The organism is Pseudomonas lactis (assembly GCF_001439845.1).
GTDB lineage: Bacteria > Pseudomonadota > Gammaproteobacteria > Pseudomonadales > Pseudomonadaceae > Aquipseudomonas > Aquipseudomonas lactis.
In genome coordinates this window covers 252,271-275,608 of sequence record NZ_JYLO01000008.1, presented here as the reverse complement: position 1 = coordinate 275,608, position 23,338 = coordinate 252,271, and the positions used below count along the sequence as shown (strand labels likewise).

At 55.0% G+C, this 23,338-nt stretch carries 17 protein-coding genes and 1 pseudogene; 5 read left to right on the top strand and 13 right to left on the bottom strand.

Going from position 1 to position 23,338, the window contains the following annotated elements:
* Positions 1–13: 13 nt before the first annotated feature.
* The 3 genes from TX24_RS15545 to TX24_RS15535 all read right to left on the bottom strand — a co-directional run bounded on the left by TX24_RS15545 (position 14) and on the right by TX24_RS15535 (position 2,962).
* On the bottom strand, positions 14–337 hold the full coding sequence (locus TX24_RS15545) for a hypothetical protein (RefSeq protein WP_057710638.1): 324 nt from the start codon (positions 335–337) through the stop codon (positions 14–16).
* 117 nt (positions 338–454) lie between these two features.
* Complete coding sequence (locus tag TX24_RS15540; RefSeq protein ID WP_003253420.1) at positions 455–1,129, bottom strand: heavy metal response regulator transcription factor; 675 nt, start codon at positions 1,127–1,129, stop codon at positions 455–457.
* Between the two features lie 489 nt (positions 1,130–1,618).
* Positions 1,619–2,962: an OprD family porin gene (locus tag TX24_RS15535; protein ID WP_003253422.1), complete on the bottom strand. Its 1,344-nt coding sequence runs from the start codon at positions 2,960–2,962 to the stop codon at positions 1,619–1,621.
* A 407-nt stretch (positions 2,963–3,369) separates the two neighbouring features.
* Here TX24_RS15535 and TX24_RS15530 point away from each other — a divergent pair, with 407 nt between their 5' ends.
* From TX24_RS15530 to TX24_RS15510, 5 genes and pseudogenes are all read left to right on the top strand, one after another.
* Positions 3,370–4,641 carry a TolC family protein gene (locus TX24_RS15530; protein ID WP_010951456.1) on the top strand — a complete coding sequence of 424 codons (1,272 nt, stop codon included), beginning with the start codon at positions 3,370–3,372 and terminating at the stop codon, positions 4,639–4,641.
* A gap of 68 nt (positions 4,642–4,709) precedes the next feature.
* Positions 4,710–5,960 carry an efflux RND transporter periplasmic adaptor subunit gene (locus TX24_RS15525; protein ID WP_010951455.1) on the top strand — a complete coding sequence of 417 codons (1,251 nt, stop codon included), beginning with the start codon at positions 4,710–4,712 and terminating at the stop codon, positions 5,958–5,960.
* 24 nt (positions 5,961–5,984) lie between these two features.
* Entirely contained in the window at positions 5,985–9,146 is a 3,162-nt protein-coding gene (locus TX24_RS15520; protein WP_057710637.1) for a CusA/CzcA family heavy metal efflux RND transporter, read from the top strand.
* Positions 9,147–9,308: 162 nt separating this feature from the next.
* Positions 9,309–9,632, top strand: coding sequence for a DUF2790 domain-containing protein (locus TX24_RS15515; protein ID WP_003253432.1), 324 nt, complete (start codon positions 9,309–9,311; stop codon positions 9,630–9,632).
* A gap of 202 nt (positions 9,633–9,834) precedes the next feature.
* Positions 9,835–11,571 (top strand): annotated as a pseudogene (locus tag TX24_RS15510) (heavy metal translocating P-type ATPase); the annotation flags it as partial.
* A 170-nt stretch (positions 11,572–11,741) separates the two neighbouring features.
* Here the strand turns inward: TX24_RS15510 and istB are convergent.
* The 10 genes from istB to TX24_RS15455 form a co-directional block, all read right to left on the bottom strand.
* Positions 11,742–12,545, bottom strand: coding sequence for an IS21-like element ISPsy20 family helper ATPase IstB (gene istB, locus TX24_RS15505; RefSeq protein ID WP_029241171.1), 804 nt, complete (start codon positions 12,543–12,545; stop codon positions 11,742–11,744).
* Positions 12,538–14,037, bottom strand: a complete 1,500-nt coding sequence (istA, locus tag TX24_RS15500; protein WP_102619021.1) for an IS21 family transposase — start codon at positions 14,035–14,037, stop codon at positions 12,538–12,540. Before istA ends, istB begins: the two co-directional genes overlap by 8 nt.
* Positions 14,038–14,140: 103 nt before the next feature.
* A complete protein-coding gene (locus TX24_RS15495) occupies positions 14,141–14,584 on the bottom strand; it encodes a hypothetical protein (RefSeq protein ID WP_244175871.1) in 444 nt (147 codons plus the stop codon).
* A gap of 2 nt (positions 14,585–14,586) precedes the next feature.
* Complete coding sequence (locus TX24_RS15490; protein ID WP_126404318.1) at positions 14,587–15,270, bottom strand: transcriptional regulator; 684 nt, start codon at positions 15,268–15,270, stop codon at positions 14,587–14,589.
* Positions 15,267–16,109 carry a TIGR04255 family protein gene (locus TX24_RS15485; protein ID WP_010951432.1) on the bottom strand — a complete coding sequence of 281 codons (843 nt, stop codon included), beginning with the start codon at positions 16,107–16,109 and terminating at the stop codon, positions 15,267–15,269. Before TX24_RS15485 ends, TX24_RS15490 begins: the two co-directional genes overlap by 4 nt.
* A 645-nt stretch (positions 16,110–16,754) precedes the next feature.
* Positions 16,755–17,114 (bottom strand): histone-like nucleoid-structuring protein, MvaT/MvaU family, encoded by a 360-nt coding sequence (locus tag TX24_RS15475; RefSeq protein ID WP_010951431.1) that lies wholly within the window; start codon positions 17,112–17,114, stop codon positions 16,755–16,757.
* A 56-nt stretch (positions 17,115–17,170) separates the two neighbouring features.
* On the bottom strand, positions 17,171–19,087 hold the full coding sequence (locus tag TX24_RS15470) for a TniQ family protein (protein WP_010951430.1): 1,917 nt from the start codon (positions 19,085–19,087) through the stop codon (positions 17,171–17,173).
* 75 nt (positions 19,088–19,162) lie between these two features.
* The gene (locus TX24_RS15465; RefSeq protein WP_010951429.1) at positions 19,163–20,122 is read right to left on the bottom strand and encodes a TniB family NTP-binding protein; all 960 of its coding nucleotides are present in this window, start codon (positions 20,120–20,122) and stop codon (positions 19,163–19,165) included.
* Positions 20,119–22,077: a DDE-type integrase/transposase/recombinase gene (locus TX24_RS15460; RefSeq protein ID WP_016497347.1), complete on the bottom strand. Its 1,959-nt coding sequence runs from the start codon at positions 22,075–22,077 to the stop codon at positions 20,119–20,121. Before TX24_RS15460 ends, TX24_RS15465 begins: the two co-directional genes overlap by 4 nt.
* Positions 22,058–22,696 (bottom strand): TnsA endonuclease N-terminal domain-containing protein, encoded by a 639-nt coding sequence (locus TX24_RS15455; protein ID WP_011953077.1) that lies wholly within the window; start codon positions 22,694–22,696, stop codon positions 22,058–22,060. Before TX24_RS15455 ends, TX24_RS15460 begins: the two co-directional genes overlap by 20 nt.
* Positions 22,697–23,338: the final 642 nt, after the last annotated feature.

The following is a 23,338-nucleotide window of genomic DNA, read 5'->3' as shown; positions in this document are numbered from 1 at the left end:
CCCGCCTTCGACTTTATGAAGAAGGCGAGCGAGCACGTGACTGATTGCGCATGTATTCCGAGATGAGACTTTCGAAATTGATGTCCGCCTCCTCAACGAGAATATTGACGTGACAGTACAGATCTTCAGGACCTCTGAGATAATTGAAAATCCTTGATCTAACGATGCCGCAAACCCCTTCTTTGACCGCCGTAGAGGGGAGGTTGATAACATCGCCAACGCACGGGATAAGAGCTAGGCCATGGTCGCTGTTGAAGACAATGTCAGCTGGACAGGCATCAATGCTGGCATCGGATTGTCCTTGCGAAACCTGCTGATAATCAATGCTATACCTCATGTACAGCCTACCTCATTTGTTGAGTGAGGAATCAGCGCCGCGGATCGTAAACAGAAACCTCAAGTTCGCAAGCGACGGGAGCATGTAGCGGATTTTCGGTACTAGAGAGCTTGGCAACTATCGTTTTTCAAGCACATACCCTACGCCCCGAAGCGTATGTATCAGTTTGGTCTCGAAAGGGTCATCTATCTTGGCTCTGAGTCTTCGAATCGACACCTCTACAACGTTTGTGTCGCAGTCAAAATTCATATCCCAAACCTGCGAAATAATTTGGGTGCGGCTCAGCACCACACCGGTATTACGCATCAGGTAATGCAGTAACGCGAATTCTTTCGTGGTCAGGTCAATGCGCTGACCGTCCCTGAATGCCCTGTGCCGGCTCTGATCAAGCTCCAGGTCAGCGACGCGAATGACCTCTACGGATGCAGGGTGATCTGACCTGCGCATCAAGGCGCGAACCCGGGCCAGCAGCTCAGGGAACTCAAATGGCTTGATCAGGTAGTCATCTGCTCCGTTCTCCAGCCCCCGGACCTTATCCGCCAGCCGGCTTCTCGCCGTCAGCATCATGATACGGGAAGGGCAGTTTTTACGACGCAACAACTCAAGGACCTGCCAACCGTCCATCTCTGGCAGATTTATATCCAGGATAATCAGCTCATATTCGTGCTGCTTAGCCAAGAATAATCCATCTGACCCGGTGTGGACGCAATCTACGACATAGCCACATTCCGTCAGACCTTGACGCACATACTCCGCAGTTTTTACTTCATCCTCAATTACCAGAATTCGCATGGGATTTTGTCTCGATATCACTGAGCAATTAACCGCGCACGCGCGCCGGCATTATTGAAAGGGATGGTAAATCAAAATGAGCGTGCCGGGGCTCAAATGACGGATTTGTAATTTCTAGGTAATACAGTTGATAGTCTGGCGGTATATCTTGTCGCGGTTTGGGTTTGACAGTTGCGGGCCCTCTCTCCAGCAGGTGATTTGACCTTATGAAGTATTGGGTTATTTTCTTCTTTGTGCTGGCTTCGTTCCGCTCAGATGACGGCGAGGTCGCTCACATTGAAGAGACTGGTCATTGGTGTAGTCATGAACTTCACCGGCATGCGATGCGTACAATCGAACGCCTACTTGAATTTTAGGCAAAAAAAAGGCGCCCAATGGGCGCCAAATATCCACCTTTTACCAAAGGAGCACTTAAGCCACTCAAGGTGAATGCGTAATGCTCGTTTTACTAACAGGACCCGCCAATGGATAACTGGCCCAGTTAGCGAATTACAGAATCGAAAGCGGGTACTCGATGATTACACGAGTTTCATCCAGATCCGATTCGAAAGCAGTGGCACGCGTGGTTGCCTGGCGCAACCGGAAGGACAGATCTTTTGCCGGACCGGTTTGGACAACGTATTTGACTTCGACGTCACGCTCCCAACGCTTCTGATTGTCGAGCGGGTTGCCGTTGTCGTCGGTGCGCATGTAGAACTGGTTAGCGTTCGAGTAATCCGCACCCGAGCCTCTGGCGTAGCGCGTCATGAACGTCAGGCCTGGAATGCCGTAGCTGGTGAAGTTCAGGTCATAGCGCAGCATCCAGGAACGCTCTTTCGGCGAGTTGAAGTCGCTGTACTGGATGGAGTTGTCGACGAAAATCGAGTCCGACTGACGCAGGTAGTCGAAATCGTCGTCGCCGTTGTTGCGCTGATGCGACAGGGCCAGGGTGTGGGCACCGTAACGCACACCGACCTTGGCACTCCAGATGTTGTTGTCGAATTCACCCAGGCGCTTCTTACCTTCATCTACGGCTTTGTAGTAGTTGAAGCCACCGATCAGCGCCAGATCGTCGCTCAGCGGGTAAACCACGCTTGTGCCGGCGTAGTACTGATTCCAGACGTCTTTCAGCTGGCTGGCGTAGACGCTCACAGTCCAGTTGTCGTTGATCGAGTAGTCACCGCCACCGTAACCGATCCATGGCGAGTTGACCGGGCCGCCGTAGAACGTCACGAAGTTGTCGTTCAGGTTGCTTGAGACCGGCTGGCTCATCGCATGCAGACGACCACCCTGGAGGGTAAGGCCCTGGATGCTGGTGTTCTCAACGGTCACACCGCGGAAACTCTCTGGCAGCAGGCGAGAGTCACCCGATGCGACGACCGGGGTCGATGGGAAGACATCACCCACTTTCACGATGGTATCGAACAAGCGGACTTTGGCTGCGCCGCCGACCTTGGTGTATTCGTCGCGAGCTTCACCCTTGTTATCAACGGGCAGCACGTCGAAGGAGCTACGGCCGCCGTTGCGCCCATCACCGGTGTCGAGCTTGAGGCCGATCATGGCAAAGGCATCAACGCCAAAGCCAACGGTACCTTGGGTAAACCCGGAGTTGAATTTGCTGATGATCGCGTGCGCCCAGGCTTCGGAGTAGCCGTTCGTATTGCCCTTGCCACTGTTGTAAGTGGGGGCGGTGCTGTCGCGGTTATCACGGTTGAAGTAGAAGTTACGGTTCAACACTGTAAGGCTGCTGCCTTCAATGAAGCCTTCTGGCTTGTCTTCAGCTTGTGCCGAAATAGCATAGCTTCCAGACAGCGCAGAAACTGCCGCCAAATACAGTGGTACTTTGATTTTCATCCGATGCTCCTTTGATTCACGGCAGTTTTTATTATGTTTACCGGCGCGGGTGTCGTTAGTTGTTCTGACCCGGCGGCGCGCCTAGCGTAGCGCGAGCTCATATTTTTTGCAGGCCGAAGATAACGGGAGGGTGATAGGACAATTACAATTTCGTCATCTACCTGTTATTCGGCACCTTCGCACCGCGTGTTTGCCATCTCTGTTGCTTGTATCGAAATCATCGTGTCGGGTTGGGTTTCCCAGTATTTACGGGCATTACAAAGCTTTCTTACGAAATTGTAATTTTCTAGCCACCCCTCTGATAGCTACCGCTCATTAGAGTGCCATCACCTAATCAAGTGGGGCTTGGCAGCTGTTTCGGCGTTCTCGCCAAGCTTTATCGAAGTTTGTGCACGAGGACCATCAAAGTGCCCCGGTATAACCGCAATGTCTTACCCAAGACCCCCGTCTCGCCCTGGAAGATCGCTGCACTCTGTGCAGTCATCTCTGGGTTGATGGCGCCTGCAGCCCTTGCCCAAAGCATCAGCTTGCCCCAGGCGCTTTCGACGGCCATGGATGCCAACCCAGACCTGGCCGCGGCCAGGCAAGAAATTGGGATCGCTGATGGTGCTCGCAAGCAGGCCGGGCTTATCCCCAACCCCACAATCTCGTATGACGTGGAAGACACCCGTCGTAACACCAGCCAGACGACTGTCTCTCTCAGCCAGACCCTTGAGCTGGGCGGTAAGCGGGGGGCTCGTGTTGACGTCGCCACATACGGGCAGACCGCCGCACAGCTTGAGTTAGACCGTCGCGTTAACGGCCTGCGTGCAGATGTCGTCCAAGCCTTTTACGCCGCGTTGCGGGCCCAGACAGGTCTCGACCTGGCCAAGCAATCTCTCGAACTGACTGAGCGCGGTCTTCGCATCGTCGATGGCCGTGTTCGCGCAGGTAAGTCGTCCCCAGTGGAGGCGACCCGCGCTCAAGTGCAACTGGCCGAAGCCCAGCTGCAAGTTCGACGTGCAGAAACGGAAAAAGCGACCGCTTACCAACAGCTCGCTCAAATTACCGGGAGCTCAGTCACCGTGTTTGATCGACTCGAATCGCCAACCCTCTCCCCGGGCTTGCCACCTCGCACTGAAGATCTGCTGGCTAAGCTCGACCAAACAGCAGAAATGCGTCAGGCCGTGGTGCAGATAGACAAGAGCGATGCCTCGCTCGGCTCAGAGAAAGCTCAGCGTATCCCGAACCTTACTGTCAGTGTAGGTAGCCAGTACGACCGCTCTGTGCGCGAGCGGGTCAACACTGTGGGCCTGTCTATGCCTTTGCCGCTGTTCGATCGTAACCAGGGCAACATTCTTTCCGCTTCTCGTCGTGCAGATCAGGCCCGGGACCAGCGCAATGCTGTTGAGCTGCGCCTGCGCACCGAAACCCAAACCGCGTTGAACCAATGGTCCACCGCCATGCAGGAGGTCGAGTCCTACGACAAGACCATTCTGCCTTCAGCCCAACAAGCCGTAGAGACCGCAACCCGCGGCTTCGAGATGGGCAAATTCGGTTTCATCGAAGTGCTGGATGCCCAGCGCACCTTGATCGTCGCTCGTGGCCAATACCTCGAATCGTTGGCAGCGGCGACCAATGCGCGTGCGCAGGTGGAAAGGGTTTATGGCGAAGTCGGCTCAACCGCCGGCACTCGCTGAACGGGCCAAACATTTTCTTCGGCACACAGCCTTGAACAAGCCGGTGCCTACGATCAGCAGGAGTAGCAATGGATAACAAACGCAAGATCGCCCTCGCGGTAGCCGCTGTGGCAGCCCTCGGATTTGGCAGCCTTGCCTGGAACAACAGTTCCGGACAGCAGGCCGCCAGTACTGCCGAGCATGGCGCTAACGATGGCCATGGCGACGAAAAGAAAGCCGCATCTGCCGCCAAAGAGGAAGGTGATGAGGGCCATGGTGAAGAAGGCCACAGCGAAGAGGGCGGTGAAGAAGAGGGCAAGCTGACGCTCAGCGCTGAACAGATCAAGGCCGCTGGTGTTGCCCTGGAAGCTGCAGCGCCTCGTGACCTCGGTACCGTCGTGAGCTTCCCTGGCGAAATTCGCTTCGACGAAGATCGTACTGCCCACGTGGTTCCTCGTGTTCCTGGCGTTGTTGAGGCTGTCCAGGCCAACCTGGGCGAGACGGTCAAGAAAGGGCAAGTCCTCGCGGTAATCGCCAGCCAGCAGATCTCTGACCTGCGCAGCGAACAACAGGCCGCACAGCGTCGCGTCGAACTGGCGCGTGTGACCTTCGAACGTGAGAAGCAACTGTGGCAGGACAAGATCTCTGCAGAGCAAGACTACCTCCAAGCACGCCAAGCGCTGCAAGAAGCGGAGATCTCCTTGGCCAACGCCAAGCAGAAGGTCGGCGCAATCGGTGCCTCGGTTAACTCCGTTGGCGGTAATCGTTACGAGCTCCGCGCTCCCTTCGACGCCGTGGTAGTGGAGAAACACCTGACCGTCGGCGAAGTCGTCAGCGAGGCGACCAACGCCTTCATCCTTTCCGACCTGAATCAGGTCTGGGCGACCTTCGCAGTTCCGCCGACAGATCTGGGCAAGGTCACGACTGGCCGTGCAGTGAAAGTCTCTTCGCCTGACATGAACGTCGAGGTCGAAGGGAAGGTGGGTTATGTCGGCAGCCTGCTGGGCGAGCAAAACCGTGCAGCTACTGTCCGCGTCACCTTGACCAACCCCAACGGCGCCTGGCGTCCAGGCCTGTTCGTAAACATTGCGGTCACCTCCCAGACCGATCGAGTTGCCGTAGCGGTCCCTGAGCACGCTGTGCAGACCGTTGAAGACAAACCTTCGGTATTCGTACGCACCCCAGATGGCTTTGACACCCGCCCGGTAAAACTGGGTCGCCGCGACAATGGGTACGTGGAAATCATCGACGGTATTGAAGCCGGCGCCCAGGTAGCAACCAGTGGCAGCTTCACACTCAAGTCCGAGCTCGGCAAAGCTTCTGCCGAACACGGTCACTGATGCGAACTGACAGGATGATTTCTCATGTTTGAACGTATCATCAGACTCGCCATCGAGCAGCGCATCGTAGTAATGATCGCCGTTCTGATCATGGCGGGTATCGGTATCTACAGCTATCAAAAGCTGCCCATCGATGCGGTACCCGATATCACCAACGTCCAGGTGCAGATCAACACTGCAGCGCCTGGTTACTCGCCCTTGGAAACCGAACAACGGATCACGTTTCCAGTTGAAACGGCCATGGCCGGTCTCCCGGGCCTTCAGCAGACCCGTTCCCTGTCTCGCTCTGGCCTGTCTCAGGTCACCGTGATCTTCAAGGATGGCACTGACATCTTCTTTGCCCGCCAGTTGATCAACGAGCGGCTGCAGGTTGCGAAGGAACAGCTGCCAGAAGGTGTAGAGGCCGTCATGGGTCCGGTATCTACCGGCCTCGGCGAGATCTTCCTGTGGACTGTTGAAGCCGAAGATGGCGCGGTCAAAGAGGACGGTACGCCGTACACCCCGACCGACCTGCGCGTGATCCAGGACTGGATCATCAAGCCTCAGCTGCGTAACGTCCCGGGTGTGGCCGAGATCAATACCATCGGCGGTTATGCCAAGCAGTTCCTGGTTGCGCCGGATCCAAAGCGCCTGGCTACCTACAAGCTGACACTCAATGACCTGGTCGCAGCGTTGGAAAGTAACAACGCCAACGTCGGTGCCGGCTACATCGAGCGTAATGGTGAACAGTTGCTCATCCGTGCACCGGGTCAGGTAGGCAATATCGAAGACATCGCCAACATCGTGATCACCAGTGTGGATGGTGCACCGATTCGCATCAGCAGCGTTGCTGACGTCAGCATCGGTAAAGAGCTCCGTACAGGTGCTGCTACTGAGAACGGCCGCGAAGTCGTGCTCGGTACCGTGTTCATGCTGATTGGTGAAAACAGCCGCACCGTATCTCAAGCTGTCGCCGCCAAATTGGCGGACATCAACCGCACCCTGCCAAAGGGCGTGGTGGCTGTGACTGTTTACGACCGTACCAACCTGGTTGAAAAAGCCATCGCGACGGTGAAGAAGAACCTGGTGGAAGGCGCGATCCTGGTTATCGCCATTCTGTTCCTGTTCCTCGGCAACATCCGTGCGGCTCTGATCACCGCGATGGTGATTCCGCTGTCCATGCTGTTCACCTTCACAGGCATGTTCAACAACAAGGTCAGTGCCAACTTAATGAGTTTGGGGGCACTCGACTTCGGCATCATCGTCGACGGTGCCGTGGTTATTGTAGAAAACGCGATCCGTCGACTGGCTCATGCGCAACATAAGCATGGCCGCATGCTCACCAAAACCGAACGCTTCCACGAGGTCTTTGCCGCGGCGCGAGAAGCTCGCCGGCCGCTGATCTTCGGTCAGCTGATCATCATGGTGGTGTACCTGCCGATCTTCGCCCTCACCGGCGTCGAAGGCAAAATGTTCCACCCGATGGCCTTCACCGTTGTGATGGCGCTGCTGGGTGCAATGGTCCTGTCCGTTACCTTTGTTCCTGCAGCTATTGCCATGTTCGTCACTGGCAAGGTGAAGGAAGAGGAAGGCGTGGTCATGCGCACAGCTCGACTGCGCTATGAACCGGTTCTGCAATGGGTGCTGGGACATCGGAACATCGCTTTCTCGGCCGCAGTAGCCTTGGTCGTGCTCAGTGGTTTGCTGGCAAGTCGTATGGGTAGCGAGTTCATCCCAAGCCTCAGTGAGGGTGACTTTGCGATGCAGGCCATGCGTGTGCCTGGAACGAGCCTCACTCAATCTGTCGAGATGCAGCAGCGTCTGGAGAAAGCGGTGATTGCGCAGGTGCCTGAAGTTGAGCGGATGTTCGCACGCTCGGGTACCGCAGAAATTGCATCTGACCCGATGCCGCCGAACGCCTCTGACGCCTACATCATGCTCAAGCCTCAGGATCAGTGGCCTAACCCGAAGAAGCCTCGTGATGAGCTGATTGCTGAAGTGCAGAAGGCCGCAGCGGGTGTTCCAGGAAGCAACTACGAGTTGTCGCAGCCAATCCAACTGCGTTTCAACGAGCTGATTTCGGGCGTGCGTAGTGACGTCGCTGTGAAAGTCTTCGGCGATGACATGGACGTGCTCAACAACACCGCCAACAAGATCGCGGCAGCGCTCAAAGCGGTCCCGGGCTCATCGGAAGTGAAAGTTGAGCAGACATCCGGCCTGCCGGTGCTGACCATCAACATTGACCGCGAAAAAGCAGCACGCTACGGCCTGAACATCGCGGATGTTCAGAACTCGATCGCTATCGCCGTGGGTGGCCGTCAGGCCGGCACGCTGTATGAGGGCGACCGTCGGTTCGACATGGTAGTACGCCTACCAGAGACCGTTCGCACCGACGTAGCGGGTATGTCCAGCTTGCTGATCCCGGTACCTGCCAATGCGGCACAGGGTGCCAATCAGATCGGCTTCATCCCGCTGTCCCAGGTCGCCAATCTGGACCTGCAACTGGGCCCGAACCAAATCAGCCGCGAGAACGGCAAACGTCTGGTTATCGTCAGCGCCAACGTTCGAGGCCGCGATCTGGGGTCCTTCGTTGAGGAGGCGACCGCATCGCTGGACAAGAAGGTGCAAATCCCTGCGGGCTACTGGACGACTTGGGGGGGCCAGTTCGAGCAGCTGCAGTCGGCTGCCAAACGCCTGCAGATCGTTGTTCCAGTCGCCTTGCTGCTGGTCATGACCTTGTTGTTCCTGATGTTCAACAACCTGAAGGACGGCATGCTGGTCTTCACCGGTATTCCATTCGCACTCACCGGTGGTGTTGTGGCGTTGTGGCTGCGGGACATCCCACTGTCGATCTCGGCAGGTGTCGGCTTCATTGCACTGTCCGGCGTTGCAGTACTGAACGGCCTGGTGATGATTGCCTTCATCCGCGGGCTAAGGGAGGAGGGACGAACGCTCAGACAGGCAGTCGATGAAGGTGCATTGACCCGTCTGCGACCTGTTCTGATGACAGCCTTGGTAGCGTCCCTGGGCTTCATCCCGATGGCTTTGGCCACCGGCACCGGTGCCGAAGTTCAGCGGCCATTGGCGACGGTGGTGATTGGCGGGATCCTGTCCTCCACCGCACTGACCTTGCTGGTACTGCCTGCCCTGTATCACTGGGCACACCGCAAGGATGAAGACGGCGACGAGGCCGAAGTGGTTAGCTAACAGCCTCCGCTAAAGAGAAGCCCACAACACGTGTTGTGGGCTTTTTTGTTTAAAGTGAAGTAGATGCACTTACCTTTCAAAATTGTAAGTTTCTCGTCATGCCGGTGATGCCTATGCATTGCTAAGGTTACGCCCGAGAAGTTTTGAAATTGAGAGGGTTTTATGAAAAAGCTAATTATCGCTGCTGCACTTGTTGTTTTCTCGGTGGCTTCGCAGGCCAACACTTTCTCCGAGAGCAAGCAGCTTCAATACACCAAGGAACACCAGACCGCAGTGGCCAAGTACGCGGAGAAAAATGGCAAGCCAATGCCAGAGATTCAGGATTACAAATATGGCATGAAGATAGACGTTGCGAAATTCGTACGTCAGTCGCAGGACCCCCGTACCTGCCAGGTCTATCCACGGTTGATGACCTTCGAGGACTCCCAGGGCACGCTCAAGACTGTTCGTTACTCGATGTATTCGCAATGCATCAACAACAAGTAGTAAACGATTTGAACAGAACAATTAGAGAATTCATAAATGCCAGGCAGTGCCTGGCATTTTTTATTACGCCCGATACCCCATAGCTTCGAAATGTTAACGCCTGGGCTCGGGCAAACCGTGCAATAGATCTTAGCCAACCAACAGAGACGGCTCCCCAACTGCAGAGGGCAATTGGAAGCCTTGACCCCAGAAGGGACGAGTTATGAAGAGTTTGCTTGAACGCCCTGATGACCAAGCCGGGCATGAAGGTCATAGCCATGAGCATGGCGGCATTTTTGGAATGAACACAGAGCTGATTTTCGCGCTGATCTGTGGTGCTCTCCTGGGTGCCGGAGCTCTCGCAGGAAAACTTGGCCTGATTGATCGTCTGCCTCTGATTCTGTACGTGTCGGCCTACGTGTTCGGTGGATGGTTCACCACTAAGGAAGCGGTTACCAACATCCGTCAGAAACGCTTCGAGATCGACTCGCTGATGCTTCTCGCCGCAGTCGGTGCCGCGAGCATCGGCGCCTGGGCGGAGGGGGCTCTGCTGCTGTTCCTGTTCAGTCTGGGGCATTCCCTTGAAAGCTACGCGATGGGGCGGGCCAAGAAAGCGATTGAGGCACTGTCCAAGCTCGCACCAGCCACCGCGATCGTACGCAGAGCAAATGGCACGGTGGAGATGCCCGTGGAGCTGCTGGTTCCCGGTGACGTTGTCATCGTGCGCCCCAATGACCGCCTGCCGGCCGATGGTTTTGTAGTCGTAGGCTCCTCAAGTATCAACCAGGCGCCAGTAACCGGTGAGAGCGTCCCCGTGGACAAGCAACCTGTTCCTGATGCCGAACTCGCACGCAGCAAGCCAGATGCAGTGGATGCAGCCTCGAAAGTCTTCGCCGGTACCATCAATGGCGAAACGCTCATCGAGGTTGAGGTAACCCGGCGCTCTACGGAGAGTACCTTGGCGCGGGTCATCAAGATGGTCAGTGAAGCCGAAGTCAGGAAGTCACCGACCCAGCGATTCACGGACCGCTTCCAACGCATATTCGTCCCGTTGGTTTTACTGCTGGTAGTCGGGCTGCTATTTGCCGGCATTTTCCTTGACGAGCCGTTCCGTGACTCGTTCTACCGGGCGATGGCCGTACTGGTTGCAGCCAGCCCCTGCGCGCTCGCGATCGCTACACCAAGCGCCATTCTCTCTGGCATCGCCAGGGCAGCCCGAGGTGGCGTGCTGATCAAGGGCGGTGCGCCACTTGAAGAGCTTGGATCATTGAATGCCATGGCATTCGACAAGACCGGTACCCTGACCGAAGGGCGCCCACGTATCACCGATGTAATACCCATAGGCGGCACGCAGATCGAGGATCTGCTAAACGTCGCCATCGCTGTGGAGTCGATGAGCGACCATCCGCTGGCTGCGGCAATTGTGCGTGACGGTGAAGAGATGATTGGCACACGGCGCCGATTCCAAGCCAAGAACATGAGCAACATGATTGGCCGCGGCGTGCGTGCTGAGCTTGATGGGCAGTTCGTCTGGATTGGCAAGGTCGAGATGTTCGGTACCAATGGTATTCCCGCACTCAGCAAGGCAGCCCTGGAGGCTGCGGAGCGTCTACGTCAGTCAGGCCGTACCACCATGGTGGTACGGCGTGCTGACAAGGATCTGGGCGCTATCGGGCTATTGGACACACCCCGGGAGGGGGCCAAAGAGGCACTCCAGAAGCTTAGAGAGATGGGCATCGAACGCATGGTCATGATTTCTGGAGACCACAACCGCGTTGCAGAGGCTGTAGCCAAACAAGTTGGCTTAGATGAAGCGTGGGGAGACCTGATGCCGGAAGACAAGGTCAAGGCCATCAAAAACCTGCGCCTTAGCGCCAAGGTGGCCATGGTGGGTGACGGCGTCAATGATGCCCCTGCCATGGCCAGTTCGAGCGTTGGTATCGCAATGGGGGCTGCTGGATTGTTGGCGCTGATTGAAAACTGACCCACCCTGCCGATTGAAAATTGACCCAGGACGGATTGCTGATTTCTGTCCCAGCAATTGTGGATAAGCTTAGCAGCAGTGGGCCGATTCAAGACGCATCAACCCCCACCGCATGTAGGCATGCAGCAGGGTATTTATGGTGCGGATCAAAATGGCTCATCGTCCTCGACATCATCTCCGTCCTTGCGCTTTCGTTCCCGTGACTTGATCTTTGTCTGGGCGGCCAAGGTGCTGTGTTGTAGGCGGTAGGACTCGTTGCCCGTTTCGACGATGTGGCAGTGATGTGTCAGCCGATCCAACAACGCGGTGGTCATCTTGGCGTCGCCAAACACACTCGACCATTCCGAGAAGCTGAGGTTGGTGGTGATGACCACGCTGGTGTGTTCGTACAGTTTGGACAGCAGGTGAAATAACAGGGCACCGCCGCTTTGGCTAAAGGGCAAATATCCCAGCTCATCCAGTATCACCAGGTCTGTGCGAAGCAGTCCCTGGGCGATTCGCCCTGCCTTGCCATCGTACTTCTCACGCTCCAGCAGATTCACCAGATCCACCGTGGAAAAGAAGCGCACGCGTTTGTTGTGGGCCGTGATTCCGGATACAGCCAAGGCACTGGCCAGGTGTGTTTTCCCGGTTCCAGGGCCGCCAATGAACACGACATTCTGCGCCGTTTCAGTGAACGCTAAGCTGGATAGATCGCTGACCAGCCGGGCATCAGCGCTGGAAGCGCTGAAGTCAAAGCCAGCTAAGTCACGGTGCATGGGGAGTTTTGCCATGTTCATCTGATGATTCACCGAGCGCACCGCGCGATCCGCATGTTCCTGCTGAAGCAGATGTTCCAGCAGCCATTTCGATGAAGCCGTCGACGCTGTTCCTTGAGAGACCAGTTCTTCCCAAGCACTGGCCATGCCGTGCAGGCGAAGTTCTTTGAGTTCAGTCATTAGGTCACGCATTGCGATTCTCCTCATCGGTCGCACGGAGCCGGTCGTAGCGTGCTGTATTGGCAACAGGCGCGACCTTGAGTTGCAGGCTGGTTTCTACACTGGGAGGTAGTGCGGTGGAGGTCAGGCGGGCAAGGACATTGAGGATGTGATCGGCGCTCAGACTTCCCGATTCAAGTACCAGCTCCACCGCCACCAGCACAGGTTCGAGCCCCGCAATTGGCACAGCAGCCAGTACCTGCATCATGATTCGATCACCGTTGGTGTGACGCCTCAGTCCTCGTTTGAGAAGCCGTAACGGTTTTGGCAGATCAGCAAATGGCGCACCGTTGCGCAATGCACCAGGCTTGCGTTCGATGAGTGGGATGTAGTGCTGCCAGTCAAAACTGACCTGATCTCGATCAAAGAGGCGCTCGTGACTGGCGATCACCGTTTCGTCAGCAATGACCACGATCCGCGAAGGGTACAAACGGCTACTGACCCACTGGCCGACGCGCTCACATGGCACTGAATAGCGATTTCGCGCCACGCTGATCAGGCAGGTGCTGGAGACCCGCACGGTACGCTCGACGTAGCCATCAAATGCCGTCGGCATTGGCATCATTTCGACCTGCTCCAGCTCTAAGACCTCGGCCACCGTCAGCCCGTTGTACTGCGGATGCACCAGTTCGCTCCAGAGCGACCGACAACGTTGGCCGAGCCAGACATTCAGTTCCTCGAAGGTGTGAAACATACAGTTTTGAGCATCGAGCCAGATTCGCCTCCGGCTGTCCTGAACGTTCTTTTCGACGATGCCTTTTTCCCAGCCAGAGGCCACGTTGCAGAAGTCCGGATCGAACAGATAGTGCGCGCACATCACGGAAAACCGGGCGTTGACCGTGCGCCCTTTGCCTTTGTTGACCTTGTCGACAGCCGTTTTCATGTTGTCGTAGATGCCGCGACGCGGCACACCACCCAACGCTCCAAACGAACGGGTGTGGGCATCAAACAGCATCTCGTGGCCTTGGCTGGGGTACGCAACTAACCAGAATGCGCGGCTGGCACACAGCTTCATGTGGGAGACCTGGATACGTCGAAAAAGACCACCGATCAGCAGACCTTCTTCGCTCCAGTCAAATTGAAAGGCCTCACCGAGCGCAAACGTCAGCGGTACAAAAGCGCGTAAAGACTTGCCTTGCTCGCCTCGCCAAGAGCGCACAAACGCCGTGAGCTGGCTGTAACCGCCGTCATAACCCTCGGCTTTGATCTGCTCAAAAAGTGCTTTGGCGCTCCTGCGGTTGTGTTTTGGCCGGAACGAATCGGCCTTGAGCGCCTGCTCCAGGGTCTCGTGAAAAGGGCTGAGCTTATTGAAGGTTGCGCACCGTTGGTACGCTGGCTGAATGGCTTCGGGCGCTCTGACCCATTTTCGGATGGTGTTTCTCGACAGCCCGGTACGCTTGGCTATCTGATGCAGCGAGAGCTTGTCGCGGAAGTACATCCGCCGGATTTTTCCCAACATTTCCATGCTGATCACCCTGTGTTCTCCTGCTCGAAAAGTGAGCAGAAGCAGTTGAACACCTGGGTCAGTTTTCAGTCGGCAGAAGAGCCTCTACTGGGTCAGTTTTCGGTCAGCGGCAACAGTGGGACATCCAGTATGAGAAATACTGACCGTTTTCTTCGCTCAGCGTGATTACCGGATTTCGGTGGAGCGTCGGAAGCACGGCTCTCTTGGTCCACACACGCTTGTGAATCTTGAGCTCCAAAACCTGCTTTTCCGCGTGCTGCAGGTGCAGCGTACGTGGATTGAGGGCGTGCAGCTGCTTATCAAAGGCCTTTTTCTTTACCTTAACGGCAATCCACTCTATCCACGGCGCATCACAAAGGTTGCGTGCATGCACCGTGCAGGAATGGGAGGCCAACATCCAATAAGCTGGAGCCACCCCCTCGAATTGGCCTTTCAGGACCTCCTCGGATATGTGTTCAATCAAGGCGTCACCTGAGACGGTATCTCCTTGCAGCCAACCAGCAGCGCTAATGGCACTTACGATCTCTTGCTCAGGTGTATCAGCCATAATCAAACCAAATTCGAACCGCCCGATTTTTCTAACCTGGCGATGGTTTTGAGGTCCCTATCACGTAGCTGCTGCGCCTTGCCAGCCAACTCCGCAACCATTCCGTACACACCTTTAGCGCCATTTCGATTCCACGCTTCATCCGAAAGCGCATCCTGAATCAGGCGGCCATCGGCGGTTGGATAGAAAAGCACCCGATGCAGATACTGCGCTTCTTCGGCGTTAACTTGGCGCAACGCCTCAGTTAAAGCCGCAAGCCTCTCGGGAAAACCAGTGGCGGTTTTTCCAGTCCGCCAATTGTACACGGTCTGACGAGACACGTTGAAGATCTGCGCGATGGAGCTATCTGACAACTTGAAGTCGCTCCTAAGCTCCTCGATTAAGGCCGGCGCTACGTCTTCGGTAACATTGGCATCCTGGCTGGTGTCCACCTCGGTCCAGGCACCAGCATGCACGCCATGAAAGCTCATGCCTGCTGAGCCGATAAGTTGTGGATAGGGCAGGGAGGCAGTCCCAGGAGCGACTACTACCGAAACGGCCAGCATCGCTGTGAAAGCAATCGCCAATACAGGGTTTGCTGTCGTGCTACCTACACGCGGAGCAATTTCAGGGTTTTCCCAAGTAGAAGATCTGCTTACAGCAGCCCCGGTAGGATCAATCCATTGCCCATTCATTGCTGTAGTCATTTCGCCTTCCCCCAAACCTCAAAGGCATGATCTTTCGCGACTGTCCTAAAAGCAAAGTTAGCAGTCTTATGCAAACCGTCGAGTCTCGTGCAGATCTCCTCGGTTCCCAGTCGTTCGGCTAACTGCAGCGGCCAATGCGCATCCGTATCGAGAAGAGCACCATTTTCGCTAACAGGCACAAATGCACCTTGCAGAGGAGCACCATGCTTGGATGAATTCCTCGATTGCTTAGCAATTTCGAAAACCATGGCCGGCTCGACCAAATCTTCCGGTATCCACATACCAGTCTGCCGCCAGCATCTGATGTGCAGATACTCCGGATCTAGATGGTAGGTGGTAGTAGAGATTCCAAGCTGCTCCTTGGGGACTTTCCCATGCGCCGCTAGCTCATCGCATTTAAGTGGGAGCATGGCTTCCGGAAGGTAGTCGGCTAGGGTCTCACCTTCAGCTGGTTCAATTTTATCGACGTACCGCATCCCGATAGCGGTGATATCCAATGCACCTGCTTGCCCTACCAGCGCCTCAATGCACTCACGGAAAAGCGCTAAGTGGTTATCAAAATGAAGATAATTTGTGCTTTGCAGGATCATGTGATCCATGGCCAGCACGCACGCGTAGTCAGCATCCCGATTAAGGAACGCCCAAGAATTCGGTTCTCCGCTGTGCATCACTCCAGGCGGCACGCCCTTGACCATCTGGAAGAAGCCCGGGAGGCTCTGACGGATCGTGTGCTGAATGTCTGGGATCAGCTTTGGCAGCTTAAGAATCGGGGCAAATCTGATTACGCTCAACGCATAGATAAGCGGCGCCCTTGCTAAGACCCCTTCGCGTTCTGACATGTTAACTCCTCCACCGCGCCCAACGAGGGACCGGATTCTACATCATTTGACAAATCCTTTGACAAGAACTGTATAGCAGGGCCTTTCGATTTGACAAGCGGTCCCCGTGAGGGATGGAGTGCAGAAAACGCCTCCATCAGGAGCTTACTCGTCATTCCAGAAAAGCCTCTACAGACACCATCGCTAAGCCTCTGAGGAAGCACGAATTTTTAATCAGAGCTCTTCCTAGCAGTGAGAAGAAACTCAACGAATCGTCACCAGATAGCTCAATCCAGGGGAACGCTTGCTCTGATGGGGTGGTTCAGAAACGTGCTGTCTGGTCCAGATTTCTCATCTACGAAGAGCACGAAGAGCTCTTGGATCCAGAGTTTGAGGCCGTGATTGGCTGAATGGAGAGGTCGGAAAGAGGACGGGTGATCCAGTGAAGCACAAGCGCAGTCAGGAGGCTTGCGATGGTGTTCACTGAGATTGAGACGAGAGCATTCCGCATTTTGGAGAGTCCATTTTTTGAAGTGGACCTCTATTTAATGCGCATAAACTGTGTGTCACCACCACCCGCAGAAAATTTCGTCACGCCCCAGAATGGGAATTTGCATTCGGGGCGCACCACGATTCATCTCGTGCCAGAAGCCGCCTGCAGTGCAATCAATTGGCGAGCCAAGACTCGACTACCTCAGCGCCATACTCGTTTTTCCAGGCCTTAAGCGTACGCTGATTACCACCCTTGGTCTCAACAACCTCTCCGCTGTGTGGATTCTTGTAGACCTTTACTTCGCGTGGTTTCCGAGAGGTTTTTGGGGCCATATCAGTGGAAGCCACCGCTTGCGGATCGAGGATCAGCACCACTTGGCGCAGGCCGTAGCCATACTCGTTGAGCAAACTGCGCAGCTTCGTTTCAAATTCCATTTCCTGCTTCAGGGCAGAGTCATTTTTCAGCGCTTCCAGCTCCGCCAGTTGGGCTGCGAGCTGTTGTTCGAGCAGGCGGAATTCAGCGAGACGGGACATAAGATTCTCCAAAATGGGTTCGATGATTTTAGCAATCAAGAAAGAAAGCGTGCTAACTATCTTGATCCCACATGCCTGAATCGGCAATCACGAGGCTGAGCGATCGGTGTGGATAAAAACGTGATGGCTTCAGGATCGTCGATCTGGGCGGCTTCACTTGCGAGGTAATCGATCAGCTTTTTGCTTCTTACCCAAACGTACTGCCGGCAAGCCGCGTTTGGAATGGATGGCCCCGCAACGGGGCGAAACCTGGCCTCCCAAAGGTGCTTGAACGCCTCCCTGGTCGACTTCCCCAAATACACCGCAATCTCCGGTCCCAAGATATAGCCACGCCTGAATCTGTCGATGGCTTGAGGCTTAACCATCAATTGCGTACGCCGGCCTCGTTCGACAGCAGTGCTCCATAGCAGACCCAGTCGAACGAACGCGTATGCGCATTGTTCTTTGACGCCTAACAGCGCAGCAGCCTTGACTACCGACAGGCCGGGAAAGACCGGACTCTTGTTCTCAGCTCGGGCTTGTTGCCACGCTGCAAAATCTTGCGGCTTGAGTAACCACGCCCCTACCGCAACCGAGCCATTCTCAGCTGGGCCGTAAGCGCGAAGTTCACCTGCACGTATTGCCTGAACCAACTCGACCAACCCACCCCCCTTGGGCAGAGAATGCTTGGCCAAGTAGTTGATCGACACCAGGCTCTGGTCAGAGCTGGTAGGCAGCTTCTCATCAATCAATTCGTTGATCGAGCGGCAGTCAATCAGCCACCTTTCGCCTGGGCGCGGTTCTCCACCAAAGAACTGGAGGGTACCACCAGCTAGCAGCTGCCTAACCCGATTGCGACAGAGGCTTAGCAAAGTCGAGGTTTCTTTCATATCAGCCACGCCCTGGAGATGCTGCGAGATTGCCTTCAAATGATCCAGGTCCACGACCGTAAAGACTCGATCTTCATGGACCTTCTCCCGATAGGCGATTTGTCCCTCCTGATGAAGGCGTTTTATGACTGATACCCCGAGACCACAAGCTTCAGCAGCAGAATCGAACGACACCCAACGATGTCTCTCAATCGTCTCCTCACTCAAATTGCGATTTCGCTTCGCTAACGGTGCTTCCCACGCATGCTGCAGAAATGATTCGAACTCTCGACGAAGAAAGTCAAAACAAGAGTCATCCAGATCACGGTGGATGTCGTGGTATATCGGGCCGAACGATCTGCTGAGCGTCCAATGTTCGTTATCGGAATGGACTGCCTTGAGGCCACTCAGCAGTTCTCTGAATGCGAGAGGCCAGTTCATGAGAACCACGCCCGCCGCGTTTGCCATAAGCCGCGATATCTCTAGCGAACCCGAATCAGCAACCTTCAGCGGCTGGGTTCTTTCCGTAGGCAAACTTCTGACAGCGAGACGCGATGACAACTCGTGAAACTGTTCGTAGGTGAGGGCCGCCAATCCCGCGTCAGCTGGCAACGAGTCGGCGTAAAACCTATCTTCAAAGCCAGAGGTGAGCCAGGCGGCCGTATCACTCGCCGGCGCGATCTCAAAATTGGTCCCACTCAATGAGGTGCCACACGCTTGGCAACTATTCGCACTCATTGCGCTTGGATCGGTTTCCTTCAGACAGTTGGGGCACCGCCCGTGGAGTTCAGTGCCGTGGACAGAACACGTCGTAACCAGGGTCAAGCCCCAGCTTTCTCTCCAATAACCGGCTTCGCCCAAACAGATCGGACAGTAACGAGCGTGATGAGTCGTCCATAACTTGACCCCCTTGGGCCTTGGATCACGAAACTCAGCAGATACCGCAGGCCAGCTCAGTGGTCCTTCCATCATCTGCAGCCAGTCCGCAACATCGGTCTCGTCGGCTCGTGCAAAGGCGGTGAGCAGTTCCTTTCTGGGTAATCCGTTGGCTTTCGCCAGGCGCTGCAGGTACCCCAAAAGACTTTCGTCTTGGTGTGGTCGTGGGTTGATTAAAAGACCAAACATTCCTACACATCCATGAAATCGAAGACATAAAAATCAGGGGAGTAGAGCCGGGCCGATAAGCCCGGCCCTTGGCCGTCAGGTACTGCTCTCTTCGAACGTCTCAAACGGCTCCCGCTTCCCGAACAGAGGCTGGAAATTGAAGCTCGCACTGAAGGGGTTTCGATCCTCGGTGGCGTAGCTCCAAACCTCGTCTTCAAAAGCCTGGGCCAGCACAGGAAGTTCAATCCCGACAAGGTCCTGGACTTGAACCAGCCAAACAGCCCTGTCCACAATCTTGATGAGGTAGTCGATCAATCCATAGGAAGCCAGGTAGAAGCGTTTAATCATCGCTGGCTCTACAAAACTGATGGTTTGAACAGGCAGTTCGCCCTCGATTGCCTGCAACAACATCACGAAATGAAGAGACGTATTAGCGGAGAAGGTGAAGCGATCGTATGCCACCGTGGCCGAAAACCTGCGTCGCAGTTGCTCGTTTGCTAGCAGGAGATTTTCGGTGCGCTTCAGCCCAATCAGAACAAACGCGATACTGGTTTCATTCATCAGACTCTTGATCCAGTCTGCTGCCTCATACGCACCATTACGACGATAATCGACCAGGTGCTGCGCCTCATCGAGGACCAACATCTCCACGCCAAGGTTCTTCAGCAGCAGGACTACTCGCGCAAATTTAACCTCTGCCGAATGTCCTCGTGCCTCTGCGAAGGGATCCTTCAGCTCTGCCAAAATGGCTGCTGCCAGGTTCTTTTTGGTTGGAGACGAAGGCATCTCGACGAACAGAACTGTCCGCTTCTGTGGGTCATGGCTCTCCAATTCCTCCAATGACCGAATGTACTCCTTGACCAATGTGCTCTTGCCCACTCCGCTTGGACCTTGGATCAGCAACCCTTTACTTGCTCTGGTACGCCGACTATCGCCGTGGATATCGCCTAGTCGCGTCAACGCTCGCTCGACTTGAGGGCTGTGAATAAAACGATCGCGGAGCGTAAAGCTGTATTCACCATGCTCGTAGCATTCGTACAGATTGATGGCGTTCATGGCTTAGAACTCCCAGCAGGGCGACGAACCGAGACCTTGAAGGCTGCTGGCGGAATGTTAGGAATAGAGTCACCGGTCCATTCCACTTCAGCGAGTACCTTGGGTGGAGGCGTGCTTTCGGTCACTCGACCCTCCTTGTCGATTTTCGCTATGGCAGCTGCGCGTCGTTTTCTGAGCGTCTGCGAACGGCGGGCCTCGTCTGCATCTTCCATAATTTCCTGGTAGCACCTGTGCGTAGCCTCGAAGCTAGGCTGCTCATTATATTTTTCTCGCAGCGCTTTCTCGGCAGCCTTCCACACCTCCCTGCTCTTACCGGCCATTCGCTCATCTTTGGCGGGCACTTTGAAGAACAAGTTTCTGAAGCGGTCGTGAACCCAAACGTGCCCGGCTTCGTCTCGATAGCGGACGTTTACCTTTTCTCCGTCTGCCAAACGCATACGGAGCTCAGCAAGTTCCGTAGAGTGGTAGCCCACTTTGGCAACCTCGATGCCGTAATGGTGAACCTTCACCGAGGCCCGCTTGGCCAGAATGCACTCCAACGAGTCCAGGTCGACGGGAAGGCTGATGACATGGTTCGCCTCGCTAGTCCCCCAGACTTGAGCCGGTGTTCTGTTGTCCAGCCCCCGATGAGGAGTCTGGTGGTAACCATCGACGATCCATTTCACTACCACCGCCTCCAATTGAGGGAGCGTGAAACATGCATTCTTCTCCGAGTCGTAATCGCCACGCTGCTGGATATTCGAGAAGGTGGTACCCGGGAGGTTGTGGATAAGCCCCAGGTTCTGTGTGCTGAAAAAGCGTTCGACGGCACCTTTCCTTTGAGGGGCCCTTGAAGCGGGATACATGATCTCGATACCCAACTCGTTGAATCCCATGATGAGATCGCCCGCGTGAAATTCCGCTGCGTTGTCTGGGACTATTCGAGCCGGCAGCCCACGTGCCCACCATTCATTTCTCACTTTCGGAAAGCGCTTCAGCAATTCGGCTTTTGGACGGATTGAGCGTTCGATCACACGAAGCACGGTTTCCGTATTTGGCGCCGACAGGTGGAGCAAATATCCCATCACCATTCGAGAGAAGCGGTCGAGGACGATCGTCAGATAGGGGCGCCCAATGCACAGCCCCGAGGTTTCATCCACAAGCTGGACGTCCAACAAGGTGTGATCAATTTCCCAACGTTCCAAAATCTCATGGACACGTAGGACACCCGCCGCAACACGGTGCTTCTTGTCTGCTGCGTGTTTTCCGAGCCTCTCCTTATCCACAAGGTACGGATCCAGCTTGGCGATGTACCTTCGGACAGTCATTCCGCTTGGGATCTTGAGCTGATCCGAAGGCAAACGACTTTTGTTCCTCTCTTTTATCTGATCTTCGAATTCTGAAACGACCACGCTGACCGCTGGAATCGTATCCTGCAGGTAGGTTTTATTAATCACCCCTTCAAGAATAACTTCGAGCTCTCCCTGTATCGCGGCAGCCCGACCCTTTTTGGCATGCTGAGGGATAAGCTTTACTACGTTCTGGCCAATGTATTTGGCTGCCCAACGTCGAATAGTGGAAACCGAGGGTGCGCACGCATCCCCAATCTTTTTGGCGATATCTCTAAGTTTCTTGATCATGTCTTCGTCACCCGGTAGCTTGTATTTACCGCGCTTAGTTAGGTCGTCCAGATACTTGCGTCGACGCAATGCCTCATCTCCATGTTTTTTGGGGAAGCATGAAATATCTGGAGGGACGTTCCGCACATACGGAACCTTCCCAAGGTATGGCTGATCAGCGGAGATCTCGATCTCGCGCTTCTCGTAGGCCTCATAGAACTCCTTCTCGGATAGCTTCGTGGGCTCACCAAGCTCATCGAAAAAGAGCAGCTTCCGGTCAATAAGCCTCTTCTCAAGCACCATCAGTACGCCACGAACGATGACGACCAATTTCACCCTAAGGGAAAAGGTTTGCATGACGGTGCCCCCCTTGCAGGAAGACCGGGGAGTCAGTGTCAATTGACCTATCAAGGTCAATGCCCACCACCCCAAGGCCTAACAAGCGCCAGGCTTTCCCCTCACCAACCACGTAGAGCAGATCTGCAACGGTCATAGGCGGCCATTCGTTGAAGGTCGCCATTACCTCCTCCAACGCCTGATGCGAAAGCTCTGGACCGCGCCGGTGATACATCAGCCTTCTAAGATTGGTAGCCAGGGGTTCAGCTTCAATTAACTTTTCAGTGATCACCGAAAAGTTACGGGCAGTGGCGTTGAAGTAGCGCTCAGCGGCATCCAGTCGCTGCCTGACGCTGGCAATCTTCAGTCGGTCGTGAGGCTTCACTTCAAACCACCACTCGCGCCCATCCGCGAGGAAAACCTGTACGTCTGGGTAATATTTGAAGTAGCCCTGGAGCGATGGAACACGTTCCTCACTGGGCTGCGGGACGTAGCCGATGACCGCAGGAGACAGCTCAAGAAGCCGAAAAAGAGCGCCTTCGAGCTGGGACTCCCAGGGCACAGGCTTTTTATTTTTGAGCGATGGGAAGTAGCCGCGGTAATGGTTGGACCGCCGCGTGACCACCTTTCGTACTGTCATGAAACACCTCCGAAAATCTCGAAACGAGCGCCGACGCTGCGCCAAAAAATCAAGGCGCAGGGCGGGCGAAGTGAGGCCTTTCGACAGGCAACACTGTGCCGTCGAGTAACCTCGCTAAGGTCGAAAAAATGGGAGAGGATTGACAGTCGCTTCGAAAAAGCAGACATTGCGGGTTCTGAGGACGCAAGTCTGCTTCGCTAAGCGCGGTCAGTCCTCTCGGGATTGATCGCGTTTTTCTACATTTTCAGGTCTCCTTTTCTCTCATTGGTCATGACTCTCATGACTGATCAGAATCTAAAGCAATCGGCTTGCTCTCTTTATTTCTAAACGGCCACTTCGTGATCGCTGGAGCAATTTGGATCAGGTCTGAAGCTCTCGCTTCAAACAGCTGATTTGGCTGAAAATCTTCAGTGCAAAGCGGAAAAGTTGGTCATAGATCTTATTCCAACATCCCTTCGAAATCTACAAAAAATCCAAAATGGCAACTTCCACCAAATTCCACTTCCATACTAAATTGTTCAAATTAATACTTAACACGTACGCTTAATTAACTATTAAGGTGTTCAAATATTAGTTTTAAAGTCCTCTCAATCTCTCTGCTGCTCAGATCCGCCCGCCGACCCTCTCAGCACTTCCAGCGCC

Coding starts and splice junctions, on each gene's coding strand:
- TX24_RS15545 (WP_057710638.1), bottom strand. CDS start 337: ATGAGGTATAGCATTGATTATCAGCAGGTTTCGCAAGGACAATCCGAT.
- TX24_RS15485 (WP_010951432.1), bottom strand. CDS start 16,109: ATGTCAGAACGCGAAGGGGTCTTAGCAAGGGCGCCGCTTATCTATGCG.
- TX24_RS15470 (WP_010951430.1), bottom strand. CDS start 19,087: ATGTTTGGTCTTTTAATCAACCCACGACCACACCAAGACGAAAGTCTT.
- TX24_RS15490 (WP_126404318.1), bottom strand. CDS start 15,270: ATGACTACAGCAATGAATGGGCAATGGATTGATCCTACCGGGGCTGCT.
- istB (WP_029241171.1), bottom strand. CDS start 12,545: ATGCGTGACCTAATGACTGAACTCAAAGAACTTCGCCTGCACGGCATG.
- TX24_RS15475 (WP_010951431.1), bottom strand. CDS start 17,114: ATGTCCCGTCTCGCTGAATTCCGCCTGCTCGAACAACAGCTCGCAGCC.
- TX24_RS15515 (WP_003253432.1), top strand. CDS start 9,309: ATGAAAAAGCTAATTATCGCTGCTGCACTTGTTGTTTTCTCGGTGGCT.
- TX24_RS15525 (WP_010951455.1), top strand. CDS start 4,710: ATGGATAACAAACGCAAGATCGCCCTCGCGGTAGCCGCTGTGGCAGCC.
- TX24_RS15520 (WP_057710637.1), top strand. CDS start 5,985: ATGTTTGAACGTATCATCAGACTCGCCATCGAGCAGCGCATCGTAGTA.
- TX24_RS15465 (WP_010951429.1), bottom strand. CDS start 20,122: ATGAACGCCATCAATCTGTACGAATGCTACGAGCATGGTGAATACAGC.
- TX24_RS15540 (WP_003253420.1), bottom strand. CDS start 1,129: ATGCGAATTCTGGTAATTGAGGATGAAGTAAAAACTGCGGAGTATGTG.
- TX24_RS15455 (WP_011953077.1), bottom strand. CDS start 22,696: ATGACAGTACGAAAGGTGGTCACGCGGCGGTCCAACCATTACCGCGGC.
- TX24_RS15460 (WP_016497347.1), bottom strand. CDS start 22,077: ATGCAAACCTTTTCCCTTAGGGTGAAATTGGTCGTCATCGTTCGTGGC.
- istA (WP_102619021.1), bottom strand. CDS start 14,037: ATGGAAATGTTGGGAAAAATCCGGCGGATGTACTTCCGCGACAAGCTC.
- TX24_RS15535 (WP_003253422.1), bottom strand. CDS start 2,962: ATGAAAATCAAAGTACCACTGTATTTGGCGGCAGTTTCTGCGCTGTCT.
- TX24_RS15495 (WP_244175871.1), bottom strand. CDS start 14,584: ATGGCTGATACACCTGAGCAAGAGATCGTAAGTGCCATTAGCGCTGCT.